Source organism: Neisseria sp., from assembly GCF_030523955.1.
Taxonomy (GTDB): Bacteria; Pseudomonadota; Gammaproteobacteria; order Burkholderiales; family Neisseriaceae; genus Neisseria.
Genome location: NZ_JAUNHL010000058.1, coordinates 1 through 17,895, shown reverse-complemented (window position 1 = coordinate 17,895; position 17,895 = coordinate 1). Strand labels below are relative to the sequence as shown.

At 52.4% G+C, this 17,895-nt stretch carries 20 protein-coding genes; 7 read left to right on the top strand and 13 right to left on the bottom strand.

The genetic code is table 11. From position 1 onward, the window contains the following. Nucleotides 1–254: 254 nt before the first annotated feature. The 3 genes from Q4C79_RS10975 to cmk form a co-directional block, all read right to left on the bottom strand. Nucleotides 255–566: an integration host factor subunit beta gene (locus Q4C79_RS10975; protein WP_303091061.1), complete on the bottom strand. Its 312-nt coding sequence runs from the start codon at nt 564–566 to the stop codon at nt 255–257. A 17-nt stretch (nt 567–583) separates the two neighbouring features. Beyond that, a complete protein-coding gene (rpsA, locus tag Q4C79_RS10970; RefSeq protein WP_303091062.1) occupies nt 584–2,269 on the bottom strand; it encodes a 30S ribosomal protein S1 in 1,686 nt (561 codons plus the stop codon). A gap of 148 nt (nt 2,270–2,417) precedes the next feature. Then, complete coding sequence (gene cmk / locus Q4C79_RS10965) at nt 2,418–3,077, bottom strand: (d)CMP kinase (protein WP_303091060.1); 660 nt, start codon at nt 3,075–3,077, stop codon at nt 2,418–2,420. Nucleotides 3,078–3,159: 82 nt separating this feature from the next. Here cmk and aroA point away from each other — a divergent pair, with 82 nt between their 5' ends. From aroA to serS, 3 genes are all read left to right on the top strand, one after another. Then, a complete protein-coding gene (gene aroA / locus Q4C79_RS10960) occupies nt 3,160–4,449 on the top strand; it encodes a 3-phosphoshikimate 1-carboxyvinyltransferase (protein ID WP_303091059.1) in 1,290 nt (429 codons plus the stop codon). A gap of 96 nt (nt 4,450–4,545) precedes the next feature. Continuing rightward, nucleotides 4,546–5,214 carry a vancomycin high temperature exclusion protein gene (locus Q4C79_RS10955; RefSeq protein ID WP_303091058.1) on the top strand — a complete coding sequence of 223 codons (669 nt, stop codon included), beginning with the start codon at nt 4,546–4,548 and terminating at the stop codon, nt 5,212–5,214. A gap of 75 nt (nt 5,215–5,289) precedes the next feature. Continuing rightward, a complete protein-coding gene (gene serS, locus Q4C79_RS10950; protein ID WP_303091057.1) occupies nt 5,290–6,579 on the top strand; it encodes a serine--tRNA ligase in 1,290 nt (429 codons plus the stop codon). Nucleotides 6,580–6,655: 76 nt separating this feature from the next. Here serS and rfaD read toward each other — a convergent pair whose 3' ends face one another. From rfaD to Q4C79_RS10915, 7 genes are all read right to left on the bottom strand, one after another. Continuing rightward, nucleotides 6,656–7,657 carry an ADP-glyceromanno-heptose 6-epimerase gene (gene rfaD / locus Q4C79_RS10945; protein WP_303091056.1) on the bottom strand — a complete coding sequence of 334 codons (1,002 nt, stop codon included), beginning with the start codon at nt 7,655–7,657 and terminating at the stop codon, nt 6,656–6,658. 112 nt (nt 7,658–7,769) lie between these two features. Next, complete coding sequence (locus tag Q4C79_RS10940) at nt 7,770–8,165, bottom strand: hypothetical protein (protein ID WP_303091055.1); 396 nt, start codon at nt 8,163–8,165, stop codon at nt 7,770–7,772. A 166-nt stretch (nt 8,166–8,331) separates the two neighbouring features. After that, nucleotides 8,332–9,285: a D-glycero-beta-D-manno-heptose-7-phosphate kinase gene (gene rfaE1, locus Q4C79_RS10935; protein ID WP_303091054.1), complete on the bottom strand. Its 954-nt coding sequence runs from the start codon at nt 9,283–9,285 to the stop codon at nt 8,332–8,334. 142 nt (nt 9,286–9,427) lie between these two features. Continuing rightward, nucleotides 9,428–10,156 (bottom strand): orotidine-5'-phosphate decarboxylase, encoded by a 729-nt coding sequence (pyrF, locus tag Q4C79_RS10930; RefSeq protein WP_303091053.1) that lies wholly within the window; start codon nt 10,154–10,156, stop codon nt 9,428–9,430. 27 nt (nt 10,157–10,183) lie between these two features. Further along, a complete protein-coding gene (locus Q4C79_RS10925; RefSeq protein WP_303091052.1) occupies nt 10,184–10,669 on the bottom strand; it encodes a DMP19 family protein in 486 nt (161 codons plus the stop codon). Between the two features lie 65 nt (nt 10,670–10,734). Further along, nucleotides 10,735–11,907: a lipopolysaccharide assembly protein LapB gene (gene lapB / locus Q4C79_RS10920; RefSeq protein ID WP_303091051.1), complete on the bottom strand. Its 1,173-nt coding sequence runs from the start codon at nt 11,905–11,907 to the stop codon at nt 10,735–10,737. Continuing rightward, nucleotides 11,897–12,244 (bottom strand): lipopolysaccharide assembly LapA domain-containing protein, encoded by a 348-nt coding sequence (locus Q4C79_RS10915; RefSeq protein WP_303091050.1) that lies wholly within the window; start codon nt 12,242–12,244, stop codon nt 11,897–11,899. Before Q4C79_RS10915 ends, lapB begins: the two co-directional genes overlap by 11 nt. 247 nt (nt 12,245–12,491) lie before the next feature. Here Q4C79_RS10915 and Q4C79_RS10910 point away from each other — a divergent pair, with 247 nt between their 5' ends. The 4 genes from Q4C79_RS10910 to waaF all read left to right on the top strand — a co-directional run bounded on the left by Q4C79_RS10910 (nt 12,492) and on the right by waaF (nt 15,628). Next, nucleotides 12,492–13,409 (top strand): bestrophin family protein, encoded by a 918-nt coding sequence (locus Q4C79_RS10910; RefSeq protein WP_303091049.1) that lies wholly within the window; start codon nt 12,492–12,494, stop codon nt 13,407–13,409. A gap of 30 nt (nt 13,410–13,439) precedes the next feature. Beyond that, nucleotides 13,440–13,631, top strand: coding sequence for a zinc-finger domain-containing protein (locus Q4C79_RS10905; RefSeq protein WP_303091048.1), 192 nt, complete (start codon nt 13,440–13,442; stop codon nt 13,629–13,631). Nucleotide 13,632: 1 nt separating this feature from the next. Further along, on the top strand, nt 13,633–14,529 hold the full coding sequence (locus tag Q4C79_RS10900; RefSeq protein ID WP_303091047.1) for an aldo/keto reductase family oxidoreductase: 897 nt from the start codon (nt 13,633–13,635) through the stop codon (nt 14,527–14,529). 91 nt (nt 14,530–14,620) lie between these two features. Further along, entirely contained in the window at nt 14,621–15,628 is a 1,008-nt protein-coding gene (gene waaF, locus Q4C79_RS10895) for a lipopolysaccharide heptosyltransferase II (RefSeq protein WP_303091046.1), read from the top strand. Nucleotides 15,629–15,761: 133 nt separating this feature from the next. Here waaF and Q4C79_RS10890 read toward each other — a convergent pair whose 3' ends face one another. Genes Q4C79_RS10890 through Q4C79_RS10880 form a run of 3 tightly spaced genes read right to left on the bottom strand, consistent with a single transcriptional unit; the run spans nt 15,762 to nt 17,771 of the window. Further along, on the bottom strand, nt 15,762–16,169 hold the full coding sequence (locus Q4C79_RS10890) for a biopolymer transporter ExbD (RefSeq protein ID WP_303091045.1): 408 nt from the start codon (nt 16,167–16,169) through the stop codon (nt 15,762–15,764). A gap of 3 nt (nt 16,170–16,172) precedes the next feature. Beyond that, nucleotides 16,173–16,835 carry a MotA/TolQ/ExbB proton channel family protein gene (locus tag Q4C79_RS10885; protein WP_303091044.1) on the bottom strand — a complete coding sequence of 221 codons (663 nt, stop codon included), beginning with the start codon at nt 16,833–16,835 and terminating at the stop codon, nt 16,173–16,175. Between the two features lie 15 nt (nt 16,836–16,850). Further along, a complete protein-coding gene (locus Q4C79_RS10880) occupies nt 16,851–17,771 on the bottom strand; it encodes an energy transducer TonB (RefSeq protein ID WP_303091043.1) in 921 nt (306 codons plus the stop codon). Nucleotides 17,772–17,895: the final 124 nt, after the last annotated feature.

The window sequence follows — 17,895 nt, the reverse complement described above, 5'->3', positions numbered from 1 at the left end:
TGGATATTTTTATCGTCCCAAACTCAAATCAAACCACAAATCGCAAACCAAACAATTAAAATGCCTGCCTGAAAAATTTCAGACAGGCATCTCATTTTAACACACCTTCTATTGTGAATAGATGCTCTGTAGCAAAACAGAAAAAGTATACCAACAACCATGCAAACCAATACCCAACTCTACAAAGAAAAGTAGTACACCACGAAAAAGCACCACATGATTTCTCATGTGGTGCTTACGATTTACATTAGCCTTTATTGGGCGCTATTCAGAGCTTGATCCACCCGTTCACGCAATTCCTTGCCTGGTTTGAAATGAGGAACATATTTTTCAGGAACCTCAACTCTTTCTCCCGTTTTAGGATTACGTCCGACACGCGCGGGACGATGGTTCAAGTCAAAACTGCCGAATCCACGGATTTCGATGCGTTGGCCTTTTGCCAGTGAACGCGTCATGGTATCCACCAAGACTTTTACACTGTATTCAACATCCTTAGCCTGCAATTGCTGCCCGTTTCTTTCAGCAAATACTTCCGCTAAACGAACCATTAACTCAGATTTGGTCATGGTAATACCTTATCGACTTACTCTTGGTCGCCAGACAATTTGGCTTTGAGCAAATCGCCCAAACTAGTGGTACCTGCATTAGCGTTGGCAGAAGCATTCACTGAGTTCAGCGCATCACGGCTTTCTTTAGCATCTTTCGCTTTAACAGACAGTTTGATGCTGCGGTTTTTACGGTCAACGGTTACTACCACGGCTTCTACTTCATCACCTACGTTCAGTTTGGTGGTCAGATCTTCGACACGATCAGCCGCAAACTCAGAAGCAGGGAGATAAGCTTCCACTTCATCGCCCAACGCAATCACTGCACCTTTGGCCTCAACTGATTTCACGGTGCCTTTAACCAGAGAACCTTTGTCATTCACGCTGATAAAGTTACCGAAGGGATCGCCTTCCAGTTGTTTGATACCCAAGGAAATACGTTCTTTTTCCACGTCGATGGCCAATACAACGGCTTCCACTTCTTCGCCTTTTTTGTATTTGCGCACAGCTTCTTCGCCGGATTCGGTCCACGACAGATCAGACAGGTGAACCAAGCCGTCGATATTACCCGGCAGACCGATGAATACGCCGAAATCGGTAATGGATTTAACCGCACCTTTTATTTTGTCGCCTTTATTGTAGTTGGCGGCGAAATCTTCCCAAGGATTGGCTTGGCACTGCTTCATGCCCAAAGAAATGCGACGGCGTTCTTCGTCGATTTCCAAAATCATCACTTCTACTTCGTCGCCCAATTGAACGACTTTGCTCGGGTGAACGTTTTTGTTCGTCCAGTCCATTTCAGAGATGTGCACCAAACCTTCGATACCTTGCTCGATTTCAACAAACGCACCGTAGTCGGTCAGGTTAGATACTTTACCGAACAGACGGGTGCCTTGCGGATAACGACGTGCCAAACCGTTCCACGGATCTTCGCCCAATTGTTTCATGCCCAGAGATACGCGCTGTTTGTCTTGATCGAATTTCAGCACTTTGGCTTCTACTTCTTGGCCGACTTCCAACACTTCGCTCGGATGTTTCACACGACGCCATGCCAAATCGGTAATGTGCAGCAGACCGTCGATACCGCCTAAGTCAACGAACGCACCGTAATCGGTAATATTTTTAACGATACCTTTAACCACTGAACCTTCTTGCAGGTTGTCGAGCAGTGCTTTGCGCTCTTCGCCCAAAGTGGCTTCCAGAACTGCGCGGCGTGATACCACCACGTTGTTGCGTTTTTTATCCAATTTGATCACTTTGAATTCGATCTCTTTGCCTTCAAAGTGAGAAGTATCTTTTACCGGGCGCACGTCAACCAACGAACCGGGCAGGAAAGCACGGATGCTGTTGATCATAACGGTCAGGCCACCTTTTACTTTGCCATTGATCACGCCGGAAAGGATATCGCCGTTTTCCATGGTTTCTTCCAAGGTGATCCAGTCTGCTGCGCGTTTGGCTTTTTCGCGCGACAGTTTGGTTTCGCCAAAACCGTTCTCTACCGATTCGATGGTTACGGTTACGAAATCGCCGACTTTAACTTCCAATTCGCCTTGGGCGTTTTTGAATTCGTTGATGTCGATCAGGGATTCCGATTTCAGGCCGGCGTTTACTACCACGAATTTGTCTTCGATGGCGACAACTTCGGCGGTAATCACTTCGCCTTGGTTCATTTCTTGTACGGCTGAATATTCTTCCAATAACTGGGCAAAATTTTCCATGTTCAGGTATATCTTTCGCTGCACCGCTAAGGAGTGCGGGGTTTGAGGTTGGCAAACACTTGTTTTCCCTAGCCAAACAAGTGAAAAAATAAAAAAGGACTCAGGCGGCCTCTAAAGACCGCCCTTGCCACAAGTCGTGCATTATACAATAGATTTATTTTTTTTCATACCAATCAAGTACTTTTTTTACCGATTCTTCGATACCGATTTCCGAGGTATCGAGCAAACGGGCATCGGGCAGCTGACGCAGCGGCGCCACCTCCCGGCGGCTGTCGGCCTCATCGCGCTCGCGGATGCTTTCCAAAATGCGTTCATAAGCTTCGCCTTCGCAAGGCAAATCCAATTGGCGGGCGCGGCGCTGCGCCCTCACTTCTGCACTGGCCGTTAAAAAGATTTTCAGACAGGCATCCGGAAACACTACCGAGCCCATATCACGACCATCACCGACCAAGCCACGTTCAGTCAGAAAATCCCGTTGGCGCTGTAATAAGGCGGTACGCACTGCCGGCAACGCAGCCACAGTCGATGCTCCCATACCGATTTCTTCGCTGCGGATGGCCTGGCTGACATCCTGACCGTCCAACAAAATTTTATCGCCTTTAAACACTACCGGCAGGCCGGCGGCCAGTGACGCCACCGCTGTTTCGTTTTTCCAGTCGACCCCTTGCTGTTGCGCATATAAAGCTGTCAAGCGGTAGAGTGCGCCCGAGTCCAGATAATCCCAGCCCAAAGCCGCCGCCACTCGCGAAGCTACGGTACCTTTTCCCGAAGCGCTGGGGCCGTCTATCGCGATTACCTGCAACTGTTTGCCCATATTGTATCCTTTAAGATTCCTTAATCTGAAAATAATTGGCATAATAGCAAGTCTTTTTGACCAACTCCAGCCCTACACCAGCATGAGCGACTTCATCCGTTTACCCGCCCACACCCTACAGCCCGGCACTGTCGCGCTACCCGGCTCCAAAAGCATCAGCAACCGTACCTTACTGCTGGCAGCCTTATCCGATAACATCTGCGAAATCAAATCCTTATTAAAATCGGATGACACCGACCGCATGTTGGACGCACTCACTGCTCTGGGCGTGTCTCTCGAGAGGAAAGGCGACAGTCTGACCGTACAGGGCAGCGGCGGTACTTTTCCCAACAAAAGCGCCGATTTGTTTCTCGGCAACGCCGGCACCGCCTTCCGCCCGCTAACCGCCGTATTGGCCTTATTGGGCGGCGACTATCACCTGCACGGCGTGGCGCGCATGCACGAGCGGCCGATCGGCGACTTGGTCGATGCACTGCGGATTACCGGTGCCGATATCGATTATTTGGGCAATCCCGGGTTCCCGCCGCTGCATATCGGGCAATGGCGTGACAAAGATACCCGCATTATTCCGGTAAAAGGCAATGTATCCAGCCAGTTTCTAACCGCCTTGCTGATGGCGTTACCCTTAAGCGGAGAAGCCTTCACCATTAAAGTGGTCGGCGAATTGATTTCCAAACCATACATCGACATTACCTTGAATTTGATGGCAAAATTCGGCGTAGTTGTCGAAAATCAGGATTATCAGACCTTCTATCTGCCTGCTGCCGCCCGCTACCACGCACCGCAAACCCTGCACGTAGAAGGCGACGCTTCCAGCGCATCTTATTTTCTGGCAGCCGGCCTGCTCGCCGGCGTACCCATCCGGGTAAGCGGTTTGGGAAAAAACGCGATTCAGGGCGATGTCGCCTTTGCCGCCGAACTCGAAAAAATCGGCGCCACCGTCGTATGGGGCGACGACTTTATCGAAGTATCGCGTGCTCCAGGGCAGAAGATTCTGCCGTTTGATTTGGATGCCAACCACATTCCCGATGCGGCAATGACTTTAGCGATTGTGGCGCTGGCTGCCGGCGCGCCCTGCTCGCTGAGCAATATCGGCTCCTGGCGCGTTAAGGAAACCGACCGCATCGCCGCCATGGCTAACGAATTGCGCAAAGTCGGTGCTACTGTTGTCGAAGAAGCGGAAGCCATCCACATCACTCCGCCCGCCCAATTGATACCCGATGCCCGCATCGACACTTACGACGACCACCGCATGGCGATGTGTTTCTCGCTGGTTTCCTTATTGGGCGTGCCGGTTATCATTAACGACCCGAAATGTACCCACAAAACCTTCCCCACTTATTTCGACGTATTTGCCGGTTTATGCCGCTGATTGTAAGCATCGGATAAAATGCCTGTCTGAAACCGGTTTTCAGACAGGCATTTTTGTTTTATTGTCTTTACTGATAATCCAAACATAAAGTTTACAATGACTATTTTGCTCAACATTTTATGCATACTATTCATCGTTTTATTCATAGCGTTTTGCACGGCTGCGCTTGCCGACATTTTCATTTCCTTTAAAGCGCGCCGCTTCAGCTACGATGATCCCGTTTTGCTCCCCGAGTGCCGCTATGCGCTGCTCTTGGGCACCGCCAAATATCTTGGCGAGCACCAAGCCCTCAACCGCTATTACCGTTACCGCATAGATGCGGCGGTTGAATTGTGGCGGGCCGGCAAAATCAGCGCCATCGTCGTCAGCGGCAGCGGCCTTCAGCAATCTGTCAGCGAAACCGTATGCATGCAGGCCGACCTAGTGGCTGCCGGCGTGCCCGAAGAAGCCATCTGGCAAGATCCTGCCGGCTTGCGCACACTGGACAGCATCATCCGCTTCAAGGAAGCTTTCGGCGATAGCGTAGTCTGCATCATTTCCCAGCCCTTCCACAACCAACGCGCATTGGTACAGGCGCAGTTTCACGGCTTGCATGCCACTGCTTACAACGCACGCATCATCGGCTGGCGTGCCGGTTTCAAAATCCATTTGCGCGAACGCCTCGCCCGCCTGCGCCTGTGGTACGACTTATTGCGGCGCACGCCGCCGCAACATTGCCTGTCTGAAGTTCCCATTGCGAAACACCCCACAAAACACGGCGCTTAAATTTCCGAGGCAGGGCCAAATAGTTTAAAATAAGCCTTTTTCTTTTCCCTCTAAAAACACACGAGCCGAACGAATATGTTAGACATCCAACTTCTACGCAACCATACCGCCGAAACCGCCAAACGCTTGGCGGCACGCGGATATGATTTCGATACCGCGCGTTTCGAAGCCATCGAAGCCAAACGCAAAGCCCTGCAGGTACAAACCGAAGAGTGGCAGGCCGCCCGCAATACCCTCTCCAAACAAATCGGCGCCTTAAAAGGCCAAGGCAAACACGCCGAAGCCGAGGAAGTGATGAATCAAGTAGGCACCATCAAAAATCAGCTCGAACAGGCCGCCGCCGATTTGGATGCAGTACAAAACGAATTGGAACAATGGCTCGCCGCCGTTCCGAATCTGCCGCACGAGAGCGTTCCGGTGGGTGCCGACGAAAGCGAAAACGTCGAAGTGCGCCGCTACGGTACGCCGCGCACGTTTGATTTCGACATCAAAGACCATGTCGATTTAGGTGCGCCGTTGGGTTTGGACTTTGAAACCGGCGCACAACTTTCCGGCGCCCGCTTCACCGTAATGAAAGGCCAAATCGCCCGCCTGCACCGCGCGCTGGCGCAGTTTATGCTCGATACCCACACCTTGCAACACGGCTATACCGAGCATTACACCCCCTATATTGTGAACGACAGTACCTTGTTCGGTACCGGCCAGCTGCCCAAGTTCGGCGAAGACCTGTTCCACGTTACCCGCGGCGGCGACGAAACCAAGCTCACGCAATACCTGATTCCCACCGCCGAAGTAACCCTCACCAATACCGTGGCCGACAGCATCGTACCCGCTGAAAAACTACCGCTGAAACTCACCGCCCATTCTCCCTGCTTCCGCTCCGAGGCCGGCGCCTACGGCAAAGACGTACGCGGCTTAATCCGCCAGCACCAGTTCGACAAAGTGGAAATGGTACAGATTACTCACCCCGACCAATCCTACGACGCACTGGAGGAAATGGTCGGCCACGCGGAAAAAATCCTGCAACTGCTCGAACTGCCCTACCGCGTAATCGTGCTGTGCACCGGCGACATGGGCTTCGGTGCCGCCAAAACCTACGATTTGGAAGTGTGGGTACCTGCACAAAACACCTACCGCGAAATCTCCAGCTGCTCCAACTGCGAAGACTTCCAAGCCCGCCGCATGAAAGCACGCTTTAAAGACGAGAACGGCAAAAACCGCCTGCTGCACACCCTCAACGGCTCCGGCCTCGCCGTCGGCCGCACGCTAGTGGCCGTACTTGAAAACCACCAAAATGCCGACGGCAGCATTAATATCCCAGCCGCGCTGCAACCCTATTTAGGCGGCATCAGCCGTTTGGATTGATTGGTTCTGATACACAAATGCCTGTCTGAAAATAATTTTTCAGACAGGCATTGATTATTTTTCCGCTTCTTTGACTTTAAAACCGTTCCAGCATCCATTTCACATAACGGCTCACACCCTGCTCCACATCGTAAAACGGCTCTTCGTAACCCGCCTCGCGCAGTTGGGTGATATCGGCTTCGGTAAAGCTCTGGTATTTACCCTTCAAGGCATCGGGGAAAGGGATATAGCGCACCAAACCGGCGGAAACCAACTCGGGCAAAGACATTTTCTCTTTACCTTCCGCTGCGCGGCAAGCGTTAACGGTGGCGGCGGCCAGATCATTGAACGGCTGGCTGCGACCGGTGCCCAGATTGAAAATACCGGATAATTCGGGATGGTCGAAGAAAAACAGATTCACCTTCACCACATCCTCCACGCTGACAAAATCGCGGCTTTGCTCGCCTTCACCGTAACCGTCGTAGCCGCCGAACAAGTTCACGTAACCTTGTTCGCGGTATTGGTTGAAATGGTGGAAGGCTACCGAAGCCATACGGCCTTTATGCTGTTCGCGCGGGCCGTAAACGTTGAAATAGCGGAAACCTACTACTTGCGCGGTCAACCCTTCTTCCATCCGGCGGCGCACCACTTGATCGAACAAGAATTTGGAATAACCGTAAACATTCAGCGGCTGCTCCAATTCGCGCTCTTCGCGGAATACTTCACCCTTGCCGTAAACCGCAGCGCTGGAAGCGTAGAGATACGGAATACGCTCATCTTGGCACCAATCGAGCAGATCGAGGCTGTATTGGTAGTTGTTGTCCATCATATAGAGGCCGTTATGCTCCATGGTGTCGGAGCAGGCACCGTCATGGAAGACCGCTTCGATATTGTCGAAGGGCAGAATGTGTTCGCGCACTTGGCGGATAAACTCGTGTTTGTCGAGGTAATGAGCGATTTCACATTCGGCAAGGTTGGCAAATTTCTCACCGCGCGTCAGATTGTCGACGGCCACAATATCGGTGATGCCGCGCTCATTCAGTGCTTTAACAATGTTGCTGCCGATAAAACCGGCGGCACCGGTTACGATGATGGTCATGGAATATCCTCTCAAAACAATATCGGATGATTATATAGCGAAAGCGCTACCGGCAAAACAAATGCCTGTCTGAAATACGGCTTTCAGACAGGCATCGGCTTGAAAACATGCTTCAACCAAATAATTTGGACAGCCAGCCGCGTTTTTTCTCACCGCCCAATGCAATATGGAACGGCCCTTCCGCAAAAACAATGCTGCCTTTATGGAATTCGCGCAACCACATATCACCGAACGCTTGGCCGACGCCCCGCGCATAAAAATGTACATCGGGAAAAGCACCGGCAACGGAAGTTAGCAGTTCGATAACCTGTGTGGACGTCATATCGGTAAAGCCGTAAGAAAACGGTTCGTCCAAAGCGGCATCGAAATCATAAACGATGTTCGGATCAATATTGTTATGCCGCAGCCAAGTAGAAACCACCGGCATCAAATCCGATGCCTTCAATTCTCCCTTAGGATAATCTTTATCATCCCAGCTAAGCTCGAGCCGCATACGGTAATGTTTCATACGTTTATGTCCCACAAATCATGTTGTTAAGCCATATTTATACCTGCCTTGGCAAATCCACACCAACAGCAAATATTAATTCGTTAACTTTTCTAATAAACAAATAATACTGACGAGATAATCCGGCTTTTCAGCATCTTTCAAGATTATCTCGTCATATTTCATATTATAAGGCTTCGGCCAATTCGTCAAACGTACAAACAGCGGTACCGAGTTTCGCCACGACAACACCGGCGGCGGCATTGGCCAGCTGCATCGCTTCGGGCAAGTCCATTCCCGCAGCCAAAGCCAAGCCCATGCCGGCTATTACGGTGTCGCCGGCGCCGGAAACGTCATACACTTCCTGCGCGCGCGCGGGTTGGTGATGCGGTTCTCCGTCGCGAAATAGCGACATGCCTTCCTCGCTGCGGGTGAGCAGCAGAGCCTGCAAACCGAGATGGCGGCGCAACTGATCGGTTTTCTCCTGCAAATCCTGCTCCGATTTCCAAGAACCGATTACTTCTTTCAATTCGGCGCGGTTGGGGGTCAGCAAAGTGGCGCCGGCATATTTCTCATAATCATCACCCTTCGGATCGATTAACACCGGTTTTCCCGCCTCGCGCGCCCAATCGATCATTTCGGCCACATGGCTCAAACCGCCTTTGCCGTAATCGGAAAGAATCACCACGTCATATTGCGGCAATAGCAGGCGGTATTGTTCTTTGACCTGTGCAAGCACTTCATAGCCCGGCAGGTTTTCAAAATCCAAACGGATAAGCTGCTGGTTACGCGCCACCACCCTAAGTTTCACGGTGGTATCCATACCCGGATCGCGCAGCAGATGGGCGGCAATGCCCCATTCGGTCATCAAACCTTCCAAGGTTTCTCCGGCCTCATCGGCGCCGGTTACCGACAGCAAGGCCGCCTGCCCACCCAAAGAAGCGATATTGCGCGCCACGTTGGCGGCACCGCCAGCGCGCTGATCGACTTTGCCGATCTTGGCCACCGGTACCGGCGCTTCGGGGGAAATGCGCGATACGTCGCCGAACCAATAGCGATCCAGCATCACATCGCCCACCACCAATACGCGGGCGGTGGAAAGTTGTTGTTTCAGTTGCGGGATATTGCGGTTTAAAGTCATTTTTTTGTCCGTTTGCTTTCCAATGCCCGGCTGCTTGCAAGCGGGCGTGTCCTTCATATTAATTAAACAGCAGTCCTGAAACGCGATTGCCATCAGGTTTTCAGACAGGCCTCCATTGCCAAACTCCTGTCTGGAAACTGATTCAAGCCACCAATTGGTTCACTGCGCGCAACACGGCCACCGGATCGTCGGCCTGAGTGACCGGCCGCCCCATCACCAGATAGCTGGAACCGGCCGCCAAGGCTTGTGCCGGTGTCATGATACGCCGTTGGTCGTCTTGATTGCCGGCAACATCCAGGCGGATTCCGGGTGTCACCAATACGAATTCTTCGCCTAAGGCCGCGCGCAACGGTGCCGCTTCATGAGCGGAACATACCACGCCATCCAAACCGGAGTTTTGCGCCAGCTTCGCCCAGCGCAACACCAATTCCTCCACCGGCACCTGCCAGCCGATTTCCGCCAGATCAGCCTCTTCCATGCTGGTGAGTACGGTTACGCCGATTAACAAGGGTTTCTGAGCGTAGCCCGCCACCGCTTCGGCGGCGGCTTCCATCATGCGGCGGCCGCCGGAAGCGTGCATATCGACCATCCACACGCCCATTTCGGCCGCCACTTTGCAGGCTTGCGCCACGGTATGCGGAATATCATGGTATTTCAAATCGAGAAACAGCTTAAATCCTTGATTAATCAAGTCTTCGGCCAATCGTCGGCCGGTAGCGGTAAACAACTCTTTGCCGATTTTAAGCTGGCACAAGGTTGGATCCAACCGGCGCACGAATGACAAGGTATCTTGGCTGTTGGCAAAATCCAGCGCCACAATCACGGGCAGGCGCGCGGGCGGCGGGGTAAAATCGCTGATTAAAGGATTCATGGCATTCCAATTTTTTTCAGACAGGCATTATGGGAAAGAAGTAAATTTGGCCGGATGCTCGGCAATATAGGCGGCAACCGATGCCATATCGGTTTCGGCGTTATCGTAATATTCGCCGTCGAGCTCTTCAAAGTCGGCAAACTGCCGGCGCAATTCGTTTAAATCGACACCCTCTTCGCTCAAGCGCTCAATGGCTTCGCCGTGCTTCAGATAAAGCGCTTTGGCTTGGTCGAGTATTTTCGGAGTAGGCTTGATACGCCAGCGGCGCAGGCTGTCGGCCAGCGGATTGAGCAATACATATTCGCCGTAACCCGAAGCGATTAATTGCACAAAGCCGCCTTCTTGCACCTGGCTGTCGAGATAAACATAAGCCATCAGCGTGTGCTGCTCGTCGCTCAGTTGTTCCGCTGCCGCACCGCCTGCTTTTTCCAAATAGGCAAAGCAGGCATCCGCCAGCGTATAAACCATTTGCTCAGGGCTGTCGTAAGATTGAAGATCGGTATCCGGTTTCATCGTTTTTCAATGTTTGATGGTTTTCAGACAGGCATGAAACATCCGGCCATGCCTGTCTGAACAGATTAAACTTCGATTTTATTCGGCGTAAAGGTTTCCCATTTGTTACACGCCGGGCAATGCCAGAAATAGGCTTGCGATTTGAAATGGCAATTGCGGCAACGATACATCCAGTTTTTCTGCAACTGGCGGCCGATCACGCTGCGTATCATATCGGCATCAGCTTTCCAGGCCGGATGCAAATCGCTGATTTGCAAGCCGAGCAGGCGGTAAACACCGTTTAAATCAGGTTTGCGCCGCACGATTTCGACGGCCGTTTCATTAGCAGCTTTCTCGCCTTTGAGCAGCAGCGATTTATCGTAAATCACATTAATCAAGTCTATCTGCGGGAAAGCTTGGGTGTAACCGATTAACACGTTCAAGCCTTCTTCCGGTTTGCCCAACGCATCATAAGCATCATATAAACGCTCGCCCACCATGCTCAAATAGGCGTGGTTTTGCTTTTCGATGGCGCTGTAAGCATCAATCGCGGTGCGGAAGTTACCACGTTTCAGTTCGATATCGCCCAAAATCATATTGGCGCGGGTACATTTGGAATTAACCGCCAGCGCGGTTTTCGCATGGCCAAGCGCGGTATCGAAATCGGATTTAAACAAAGCCGCCTGCGCCATTTCGCAATAAAACTGGGCGATTTCAAACTGGTAAGTCAACTCGTCGTGACCGAGCAGCTTGGCCGTATGGATGGCTTTTTCCCAATCGCGGTCTTGTTGGTAGATATTGAGCAACACTTCGCCGGCCTGTTTCGCCATATTGCCTTCCTGCAATTCGAGGAAGATTTGTTCGGCGCGGTCGACCAAACCCGCGCTTTGATAGTCCTGCCCCAATTCAAACAGCACCCGTTCGCGTTTCTCGCCGACCGTATCCGGCGACTCGAGCAGGGCTTTGTGCATGGATACCGCTTTATCGTTTTCACCGCGCAGGCGGTAAATCTTGCCCAAAGTGAGGCTCAAATCATAAGAATCGGCCGGGCGCTGCTCCACCACTTCGGCCAAATTGCGCGCCGCTTTGCCGGTATTACGGTCTACCAGCGCATCCAGGCTCCTATAAAAACCCTCTGGCACACTTTTGGCCTGTTTGAGTACGGTTTTCATGTCCACCCGTGCCGCAAACCAGCCCATGGCGAAAAACACCGGCAATAAGCCGATCGGCAGCAGCCATATCCACAAATCAATTTCCATTGCCGCCCTTATTTTGAAGTGCAGGTTGAGCCGCTGCGGTATGGGTCGGCGCTGTAGTAGCAGGCACCGCCAAATCTTTTTCGGTTACGCGTGCACTCTTGGCCACTTCGCGACGCAAGCGGTTATTTTCACTGCGCAGCCGCAGCAGGCGGCCGAACATCGCGAATACGCCGAAAACCGCCCCGATAAGAAAAGCGCCGAACAACACCACAATCAAGGGCAGATCAAGCTGCTGACCGGGCAGGTAGAAAAACGGCACTGTTTGCGTATTGCCCAAAGCAATCAGCAGAAATACCAAAAAAATCAAAATCTTGATAACGAGATAAATCAATTTCATCGCTTACTCCATAAAAAACCGGCGCTCGGCGCACAGCTGTCGGATAATCGGTTTGAGCGCTAGTTTAAACGATTTAGCGCTTTTTTGATACGCCAATCCCTGTATTGCAGCACTTTAGGGCAAAGCCAACCGTTCGCTTTTCTGGATAGAAAGAATGTCGCCGCTTAGCGTATAATCGCAAGCTTCGTCGCACACGGTGCTTTGTTTTCAGACAGGCATTTATGCATAAATACCGGTACCGCACATTATGATTATCCGCCCGCAAAACCGCCTGGCTCTGCTATATGTGATGCAGGGTTCGTTCTTCCACCGTTTGTGGAAGCCACTTTTATTGCTGTTTGTTTTTTCGGTTGCGGTGTCTTATTACCAACGCCATATTCTCGAATACCAGATCCCGCTCAACGCCACCGTATTCACCCTATTGGGCATCGCGCTGGCGATTTTCCACGGCTTTTGCAATACCGCCGCTTACGACCGTTTCTGGGAAGGCCGCAAACAATGGGGTGCGCTGATTTGGCAAACCCGCGCCCTGGCTTACAAAATTACCACGCTGCCGCATATTCCCGACTCCGTCCGCCGCGATATGGTCAGCCTGATCATCACGTTTACCCACTGTTTGCGCCACCAGTTGCGCGCAGAGAGCGCCGAAGCCGATATCCTCCGCATCGCCCCTCAAGCCTATCAGGCTGAATTGCTCGCCAGCCCTTATCCGGCCATGATGGCCAACCAATTGCTGGCCCGCCTCAACGCCGAGCTGCTGCGCGACGGCCATATCGGCAGCATCGAATGGCAAAGCATCGATGGCAATCTGGAAGAAATCGCGCTGATTCAAGCCGCTTGCGAACGCATCAGCAACACGCCGATTCCGTTTGCTTATTTTGTGATGATGCACCGCACCGTATACGGTTACTGCTTTATGCTGCCCTTCGGTTTGGTGAACAGCATAGGCTGGGTCACCCCGTTTATGGTGACCTTTGTCGGCTATACCTTTATGGCCTTGAGCGAAATCGTCGACGAAATCAGCGAACCCTTCGGTACCGCCGAAAACGACTTGGCGCTTACCGCCATGAGCCAAACCGTAGAAACCCAATTGAGCCTGCTCGGCGGCCTTGAGCTGCCGCCTTCTGAAGAACGTGCCAAACGTGATACTTATATCGTACAATAAACATCAAAATGTTTACGAAAGGATCAAACCATGAGCCAAACCACACCCCAAACCGTTGTCATCACCCCGCACGATTTGCCGCTGCACTGCTCCGGCCCTGCCAACGAAAGTTGGAACGGCCATCCGCGCGTGTTCCTGCCGATTGAGTCCAACAGCCGCATCGAATGCCCTTATTGCGGCACCGTCTACCAGCTCGACGGCGAAATCAAAGGACATCATTAAAATGGCATCCACGACAGAGGGCGTATTACCCGGCAGATTGGCGCATGGCTATTGGCGCGCCCATGAATGGGGCTTGGATGACCATGCCTGTCTGAAACTCATCCACCAAGTATTGGAAACCGGCATACAATGCTTTGACCACGCCGCTTGCTACGGCGGCTTTCGCAACGAAGCGGTGTTTGGCCGTGCACTTGCGCTGGAGCCTGCCCTGCGCGAACGGCTCTATCTAGTGAGCAAATGCGGTATTCTGTTTCCCAACGACGAATTGCCGCATATTCAAAACCATTATTACGACAACAGCCGTGCGCACATTATTTGGTCGGCCGAGCGCTCGATTGAAAAACTGCAATGCGGCTATCTCGATTTACTGCTGATTCACCGCCCTTCGCCCTGCGCCCATCCCGAAGAAATCGCCGCCGCCTTCGATGATCTGCACCGCCGCGGCTTGGTGCGCCATTTCGGCGTATCCAACTATTCCGCGCAGAAATTCAGCATGCTGCAATCATGGCTGGACCAGCCCTTGGTAACCAACCAAATCGAAATTTCACCGCTGCAACTTACACCGTTCGACGACGGCAGCCTGGATTATCTGTTGGAAAAACGATTGCGCCCGATGGCCTGGTCGCCGCTGGGCGGCGGCGCGCTGTTCAAACCGCAAAACGAACGCAGCGCACGGGTTGCCCAAGCCCTGCTCGCCCACGGCAAAGCATACGGCGAAAACCGGCTGGACACCCTGGCCTACGCGTGGCTGCTCGCCCATCCGGCCGGTATCATGCCGATTGTCGGCTCCGGCCGGCTTGAACGGATCGAAAATGCAAGCGCCGCCTTAAACATTCCGTTTAGCGAACAGGAATGGTTAAGCGTTTATACCGCCGCACAGGGCAAACCCTTACCTTAAAGCCATGCCTGTCTGAAAAATATAAAGATGGTTTCATCGGATTTTTTTCAGACAGGCATGGATCTCTCCACCCGCCACCATCCGTATCCTCATGAGCAGAAACATCCTGATTATTTCCCCCAGTTGGATCGGCGATTGCGTGATGACGCAGCCGCTCTACCAACGTCTGCACGAGCTTTATCCCGGCTGCACCATCGATGTATACGCACCCAAATGGTCGATGGCGGTATTAGAACGCATGCCCGAAGTCAGGCGCGTGATCGAAAACCCTTTCGGCCACGGCGCACTCAAGCTCAAACAGCGCTGGCAAGCCGGCCGCGAATTGGGCAAACAGGGCTACGACCAAGTAATCGTTTTGCCCGGTTCGTTCAAATCCGCCATCATCGCCCGTGCCAGCGGCATTGCCTTGCGCACCGGATACGTCGGCGAATCGCGTTATCTGTTGCTCAACGACATCCGCAAACTCGACAAAGCCGCACTGCCATTAATGGTAGACCGCTACACCGCACTCGCCCATCCCAGCCAAGCCGACTTCAACGGCCATTCCGGCCAACCGCATTTCCAAATCGACCCCGCCAGCCAACAGGCCGCCTTAGCCAAACACCGGCTCGATACCGAACGCCCCATCCTCGCCTTTTGCCCGGGCGCCGAATACGGCCCCGCCAAACGCTGGCCCGCCGCCCATTTTGCCGAACTCGCCCGCCGTTACGCCGCCGAAGACTGGCAAATCTGGTTGTTCGGCTCACAAAAAGACCGCGAAATTGCCGAAGAAATCAACCGTTTGAGTAATGATGTCTGCACCAACCTCTGCGGCAGTACCAGCCTCTCCGAGGCCATAGACCTATTAGCCTGCGCCGATACCGTAGTCTGCAACGACAGCGGCCTGATGCATCTGGCCGCCGCCCTCGACCGCAATCTGGTAGCAGTTTACGGCTCCTCCAGCCCGGATCATACCCCGCCTTTGAGCGACAAAGCGAAAATCATCAGCCTCAAGCTCGAATGCAGCCCTTGCTTTAAACGCGAATGTCCGCTCGGCCACACTGATTGTTTAAACAAACTCACTGCGCAGATGGTGTGGGATAAAGCGCACCAATCCTAAACCAGCAAACCTCCTATATATATATACCAACCCGGCTATGCCTGTCTGAATCCGCTTCTGCGGTTAAAACATTCGGTCCACAAAACAAAAAGAGCACAGCCCCAAGGTTATGCTCTTTTTTTCACGGTACATTTTATTGTATCTGCGCATTAATCAAACCGAATTTGCTGATACCGGCCTGGCGGGCCGCCGAAATGGCGCGGGCGACATAATCGTAAGGCACGCTTTTATCGGCGGAAATCGCCAACGTGGCTTCCTTCACATCACCTTGCTGCAAGCGGCTGGTTAAATCATCGGCCGATACCGCCTGATCATTCAGCCGGTAACTGCCGTTAGCGTCCACTTCCAAACGCATCGCCTGATCAGCCTGCACCGTTACCGAGCCCGGATTGGACGGCAGATTAACATTCAAAGAGTGAGTCATCACCGGCATGGTCACCATAAATACAATCAGCAACACCAGCATCACATCCACCAACGGGGTTACGTTCATTTCCGCCAAAGGCGCGTCGGATTGACCGCCGAAAGAACCGAAAGCCATAATTTATTCCTTATTATTCAGCAGTTGTACATACAGATCATGGGCAAAATGATCCAAATCCTGCGCCACCACTTTATTTTTACGTACCAGTGCGTTGTAAGCCAACACCGCCGGAATCGCGACAAACAGGCCGGCCGCTGTGGCCACCAAGGCTTCGCCGATCGGGCCGGCAACCGCTGCAATATTCATCTGGCCGGTGTTGCTGATATTGATTAAAGCATGGTAAATACCCCATACCGTGCCGAACAAACCGATAAACGGTGCAGTTGCTCCGATACTCGCCAGCGGCGTCAAACCTTGGTCAAACTGGCTGAGAATACCGCTCATATGATGGCGGATACGCGAAGTCAAATAATCGTTAAACGGCAGGCTGGCCGCCATCGCACTGCCTTTGTCGCTACGGTAATGATGGTAGGATTCCAACGAAGCACGCATCAGTTTCACACTGGGTGCTGCGGTATACTGATTACTGTTGCTGACCGCTTGGTTCAGGCTGTCCGATGCCCAGATCGAATCACGCGCGGCACGGTCTTCACGGCGCAGCTTCCAGAAAACCACCACTTTCCAGATAATAATGGTCCAAGTAACAATACTCATCAGTACCAAAACCAAAAATACACCAATCAATACAGGATCGCCCTGCTGGAATACAAGCATCAAATTCATAAATCAATATCCAAATCAACTGTCTAATCTAAAATCTATCGAAAAAGTATAAGTCGAGCGTATCGGTGTGCCGCCACGGGTCGCCGGCTTGAAACGATAACCGCGCACGGCTCTTTCCGCCGCTTTATCCAAGCGCGGATAACCGCTGCTTCGACTCACGCTTACAGATGATGGTGAACCGTTCGGCTCTACGGTTACCGTCAAACCGACCCGGCCTTCTTCCCCCATCTCTCTGGATAACTCCGGATATTTCGGCTTGGGATTGTTCAAATATCCGCCGCGGTGATTGGCTTTCGTATCGCCACCGCCCCCACTGCCGGAACCGGAATCTGAACCGCTTCCTTTACCACTGCCTTTTGCATCACCGCCCTGGCCGCTGCCTGCTTTGTTTTTATTGCCGGCAGCACCACCGCCTCCTGCTCCACTGCCGACAGTGGATGAGGTTTTATTACTCTGAACATAATCCGATTGCGATGTAGCAGGTACCGGATTCGTTTTGGGCACCGGTGCAGGCGTAGCTACCTTGGGGGTTTCGACCGCTTTCGGTACCGGTTTTTCTATCGGTTTAACCGGCTCCGCTACTTTTTCCTGCTGCTTCTCCGGCTTCACCTCAGGTGTTTTTTTCACAACAGGCTGAGGTTTCGATTCAACCGGGGCGGCTGTCTTCGCTTTTACCGGCGCAGCCTCCTTCTTCACCGGTTTGGACTCTGCCGGTTGCTGGGCTGCCGGTTCGGCTTCTTTCGCTCCGCCACCACCGCCTCCTGCCTCACCGCCGTCGCCGGCTGCACCTCCATCGGCCAGTTCAACCATGGTCAGCGACAATACCGGCGGTTCAAATTTTTCAACCATGGCAGAAGTCAGCAAAATACCGGCCACATGCGCGGCGGCCACCAGCAAGGCAATGGAACGGTAATCGGTTAATAAATTCTTGTTCATCCTTCTATGTTAATACGAATTATTATTATTTGTAAACAATGAGATTACCAATAAATCGTGATGGAACCAATCGGAAGAAATTAATATATTGAAATATATAGAAATTCAATTAGAGTAGATTTAT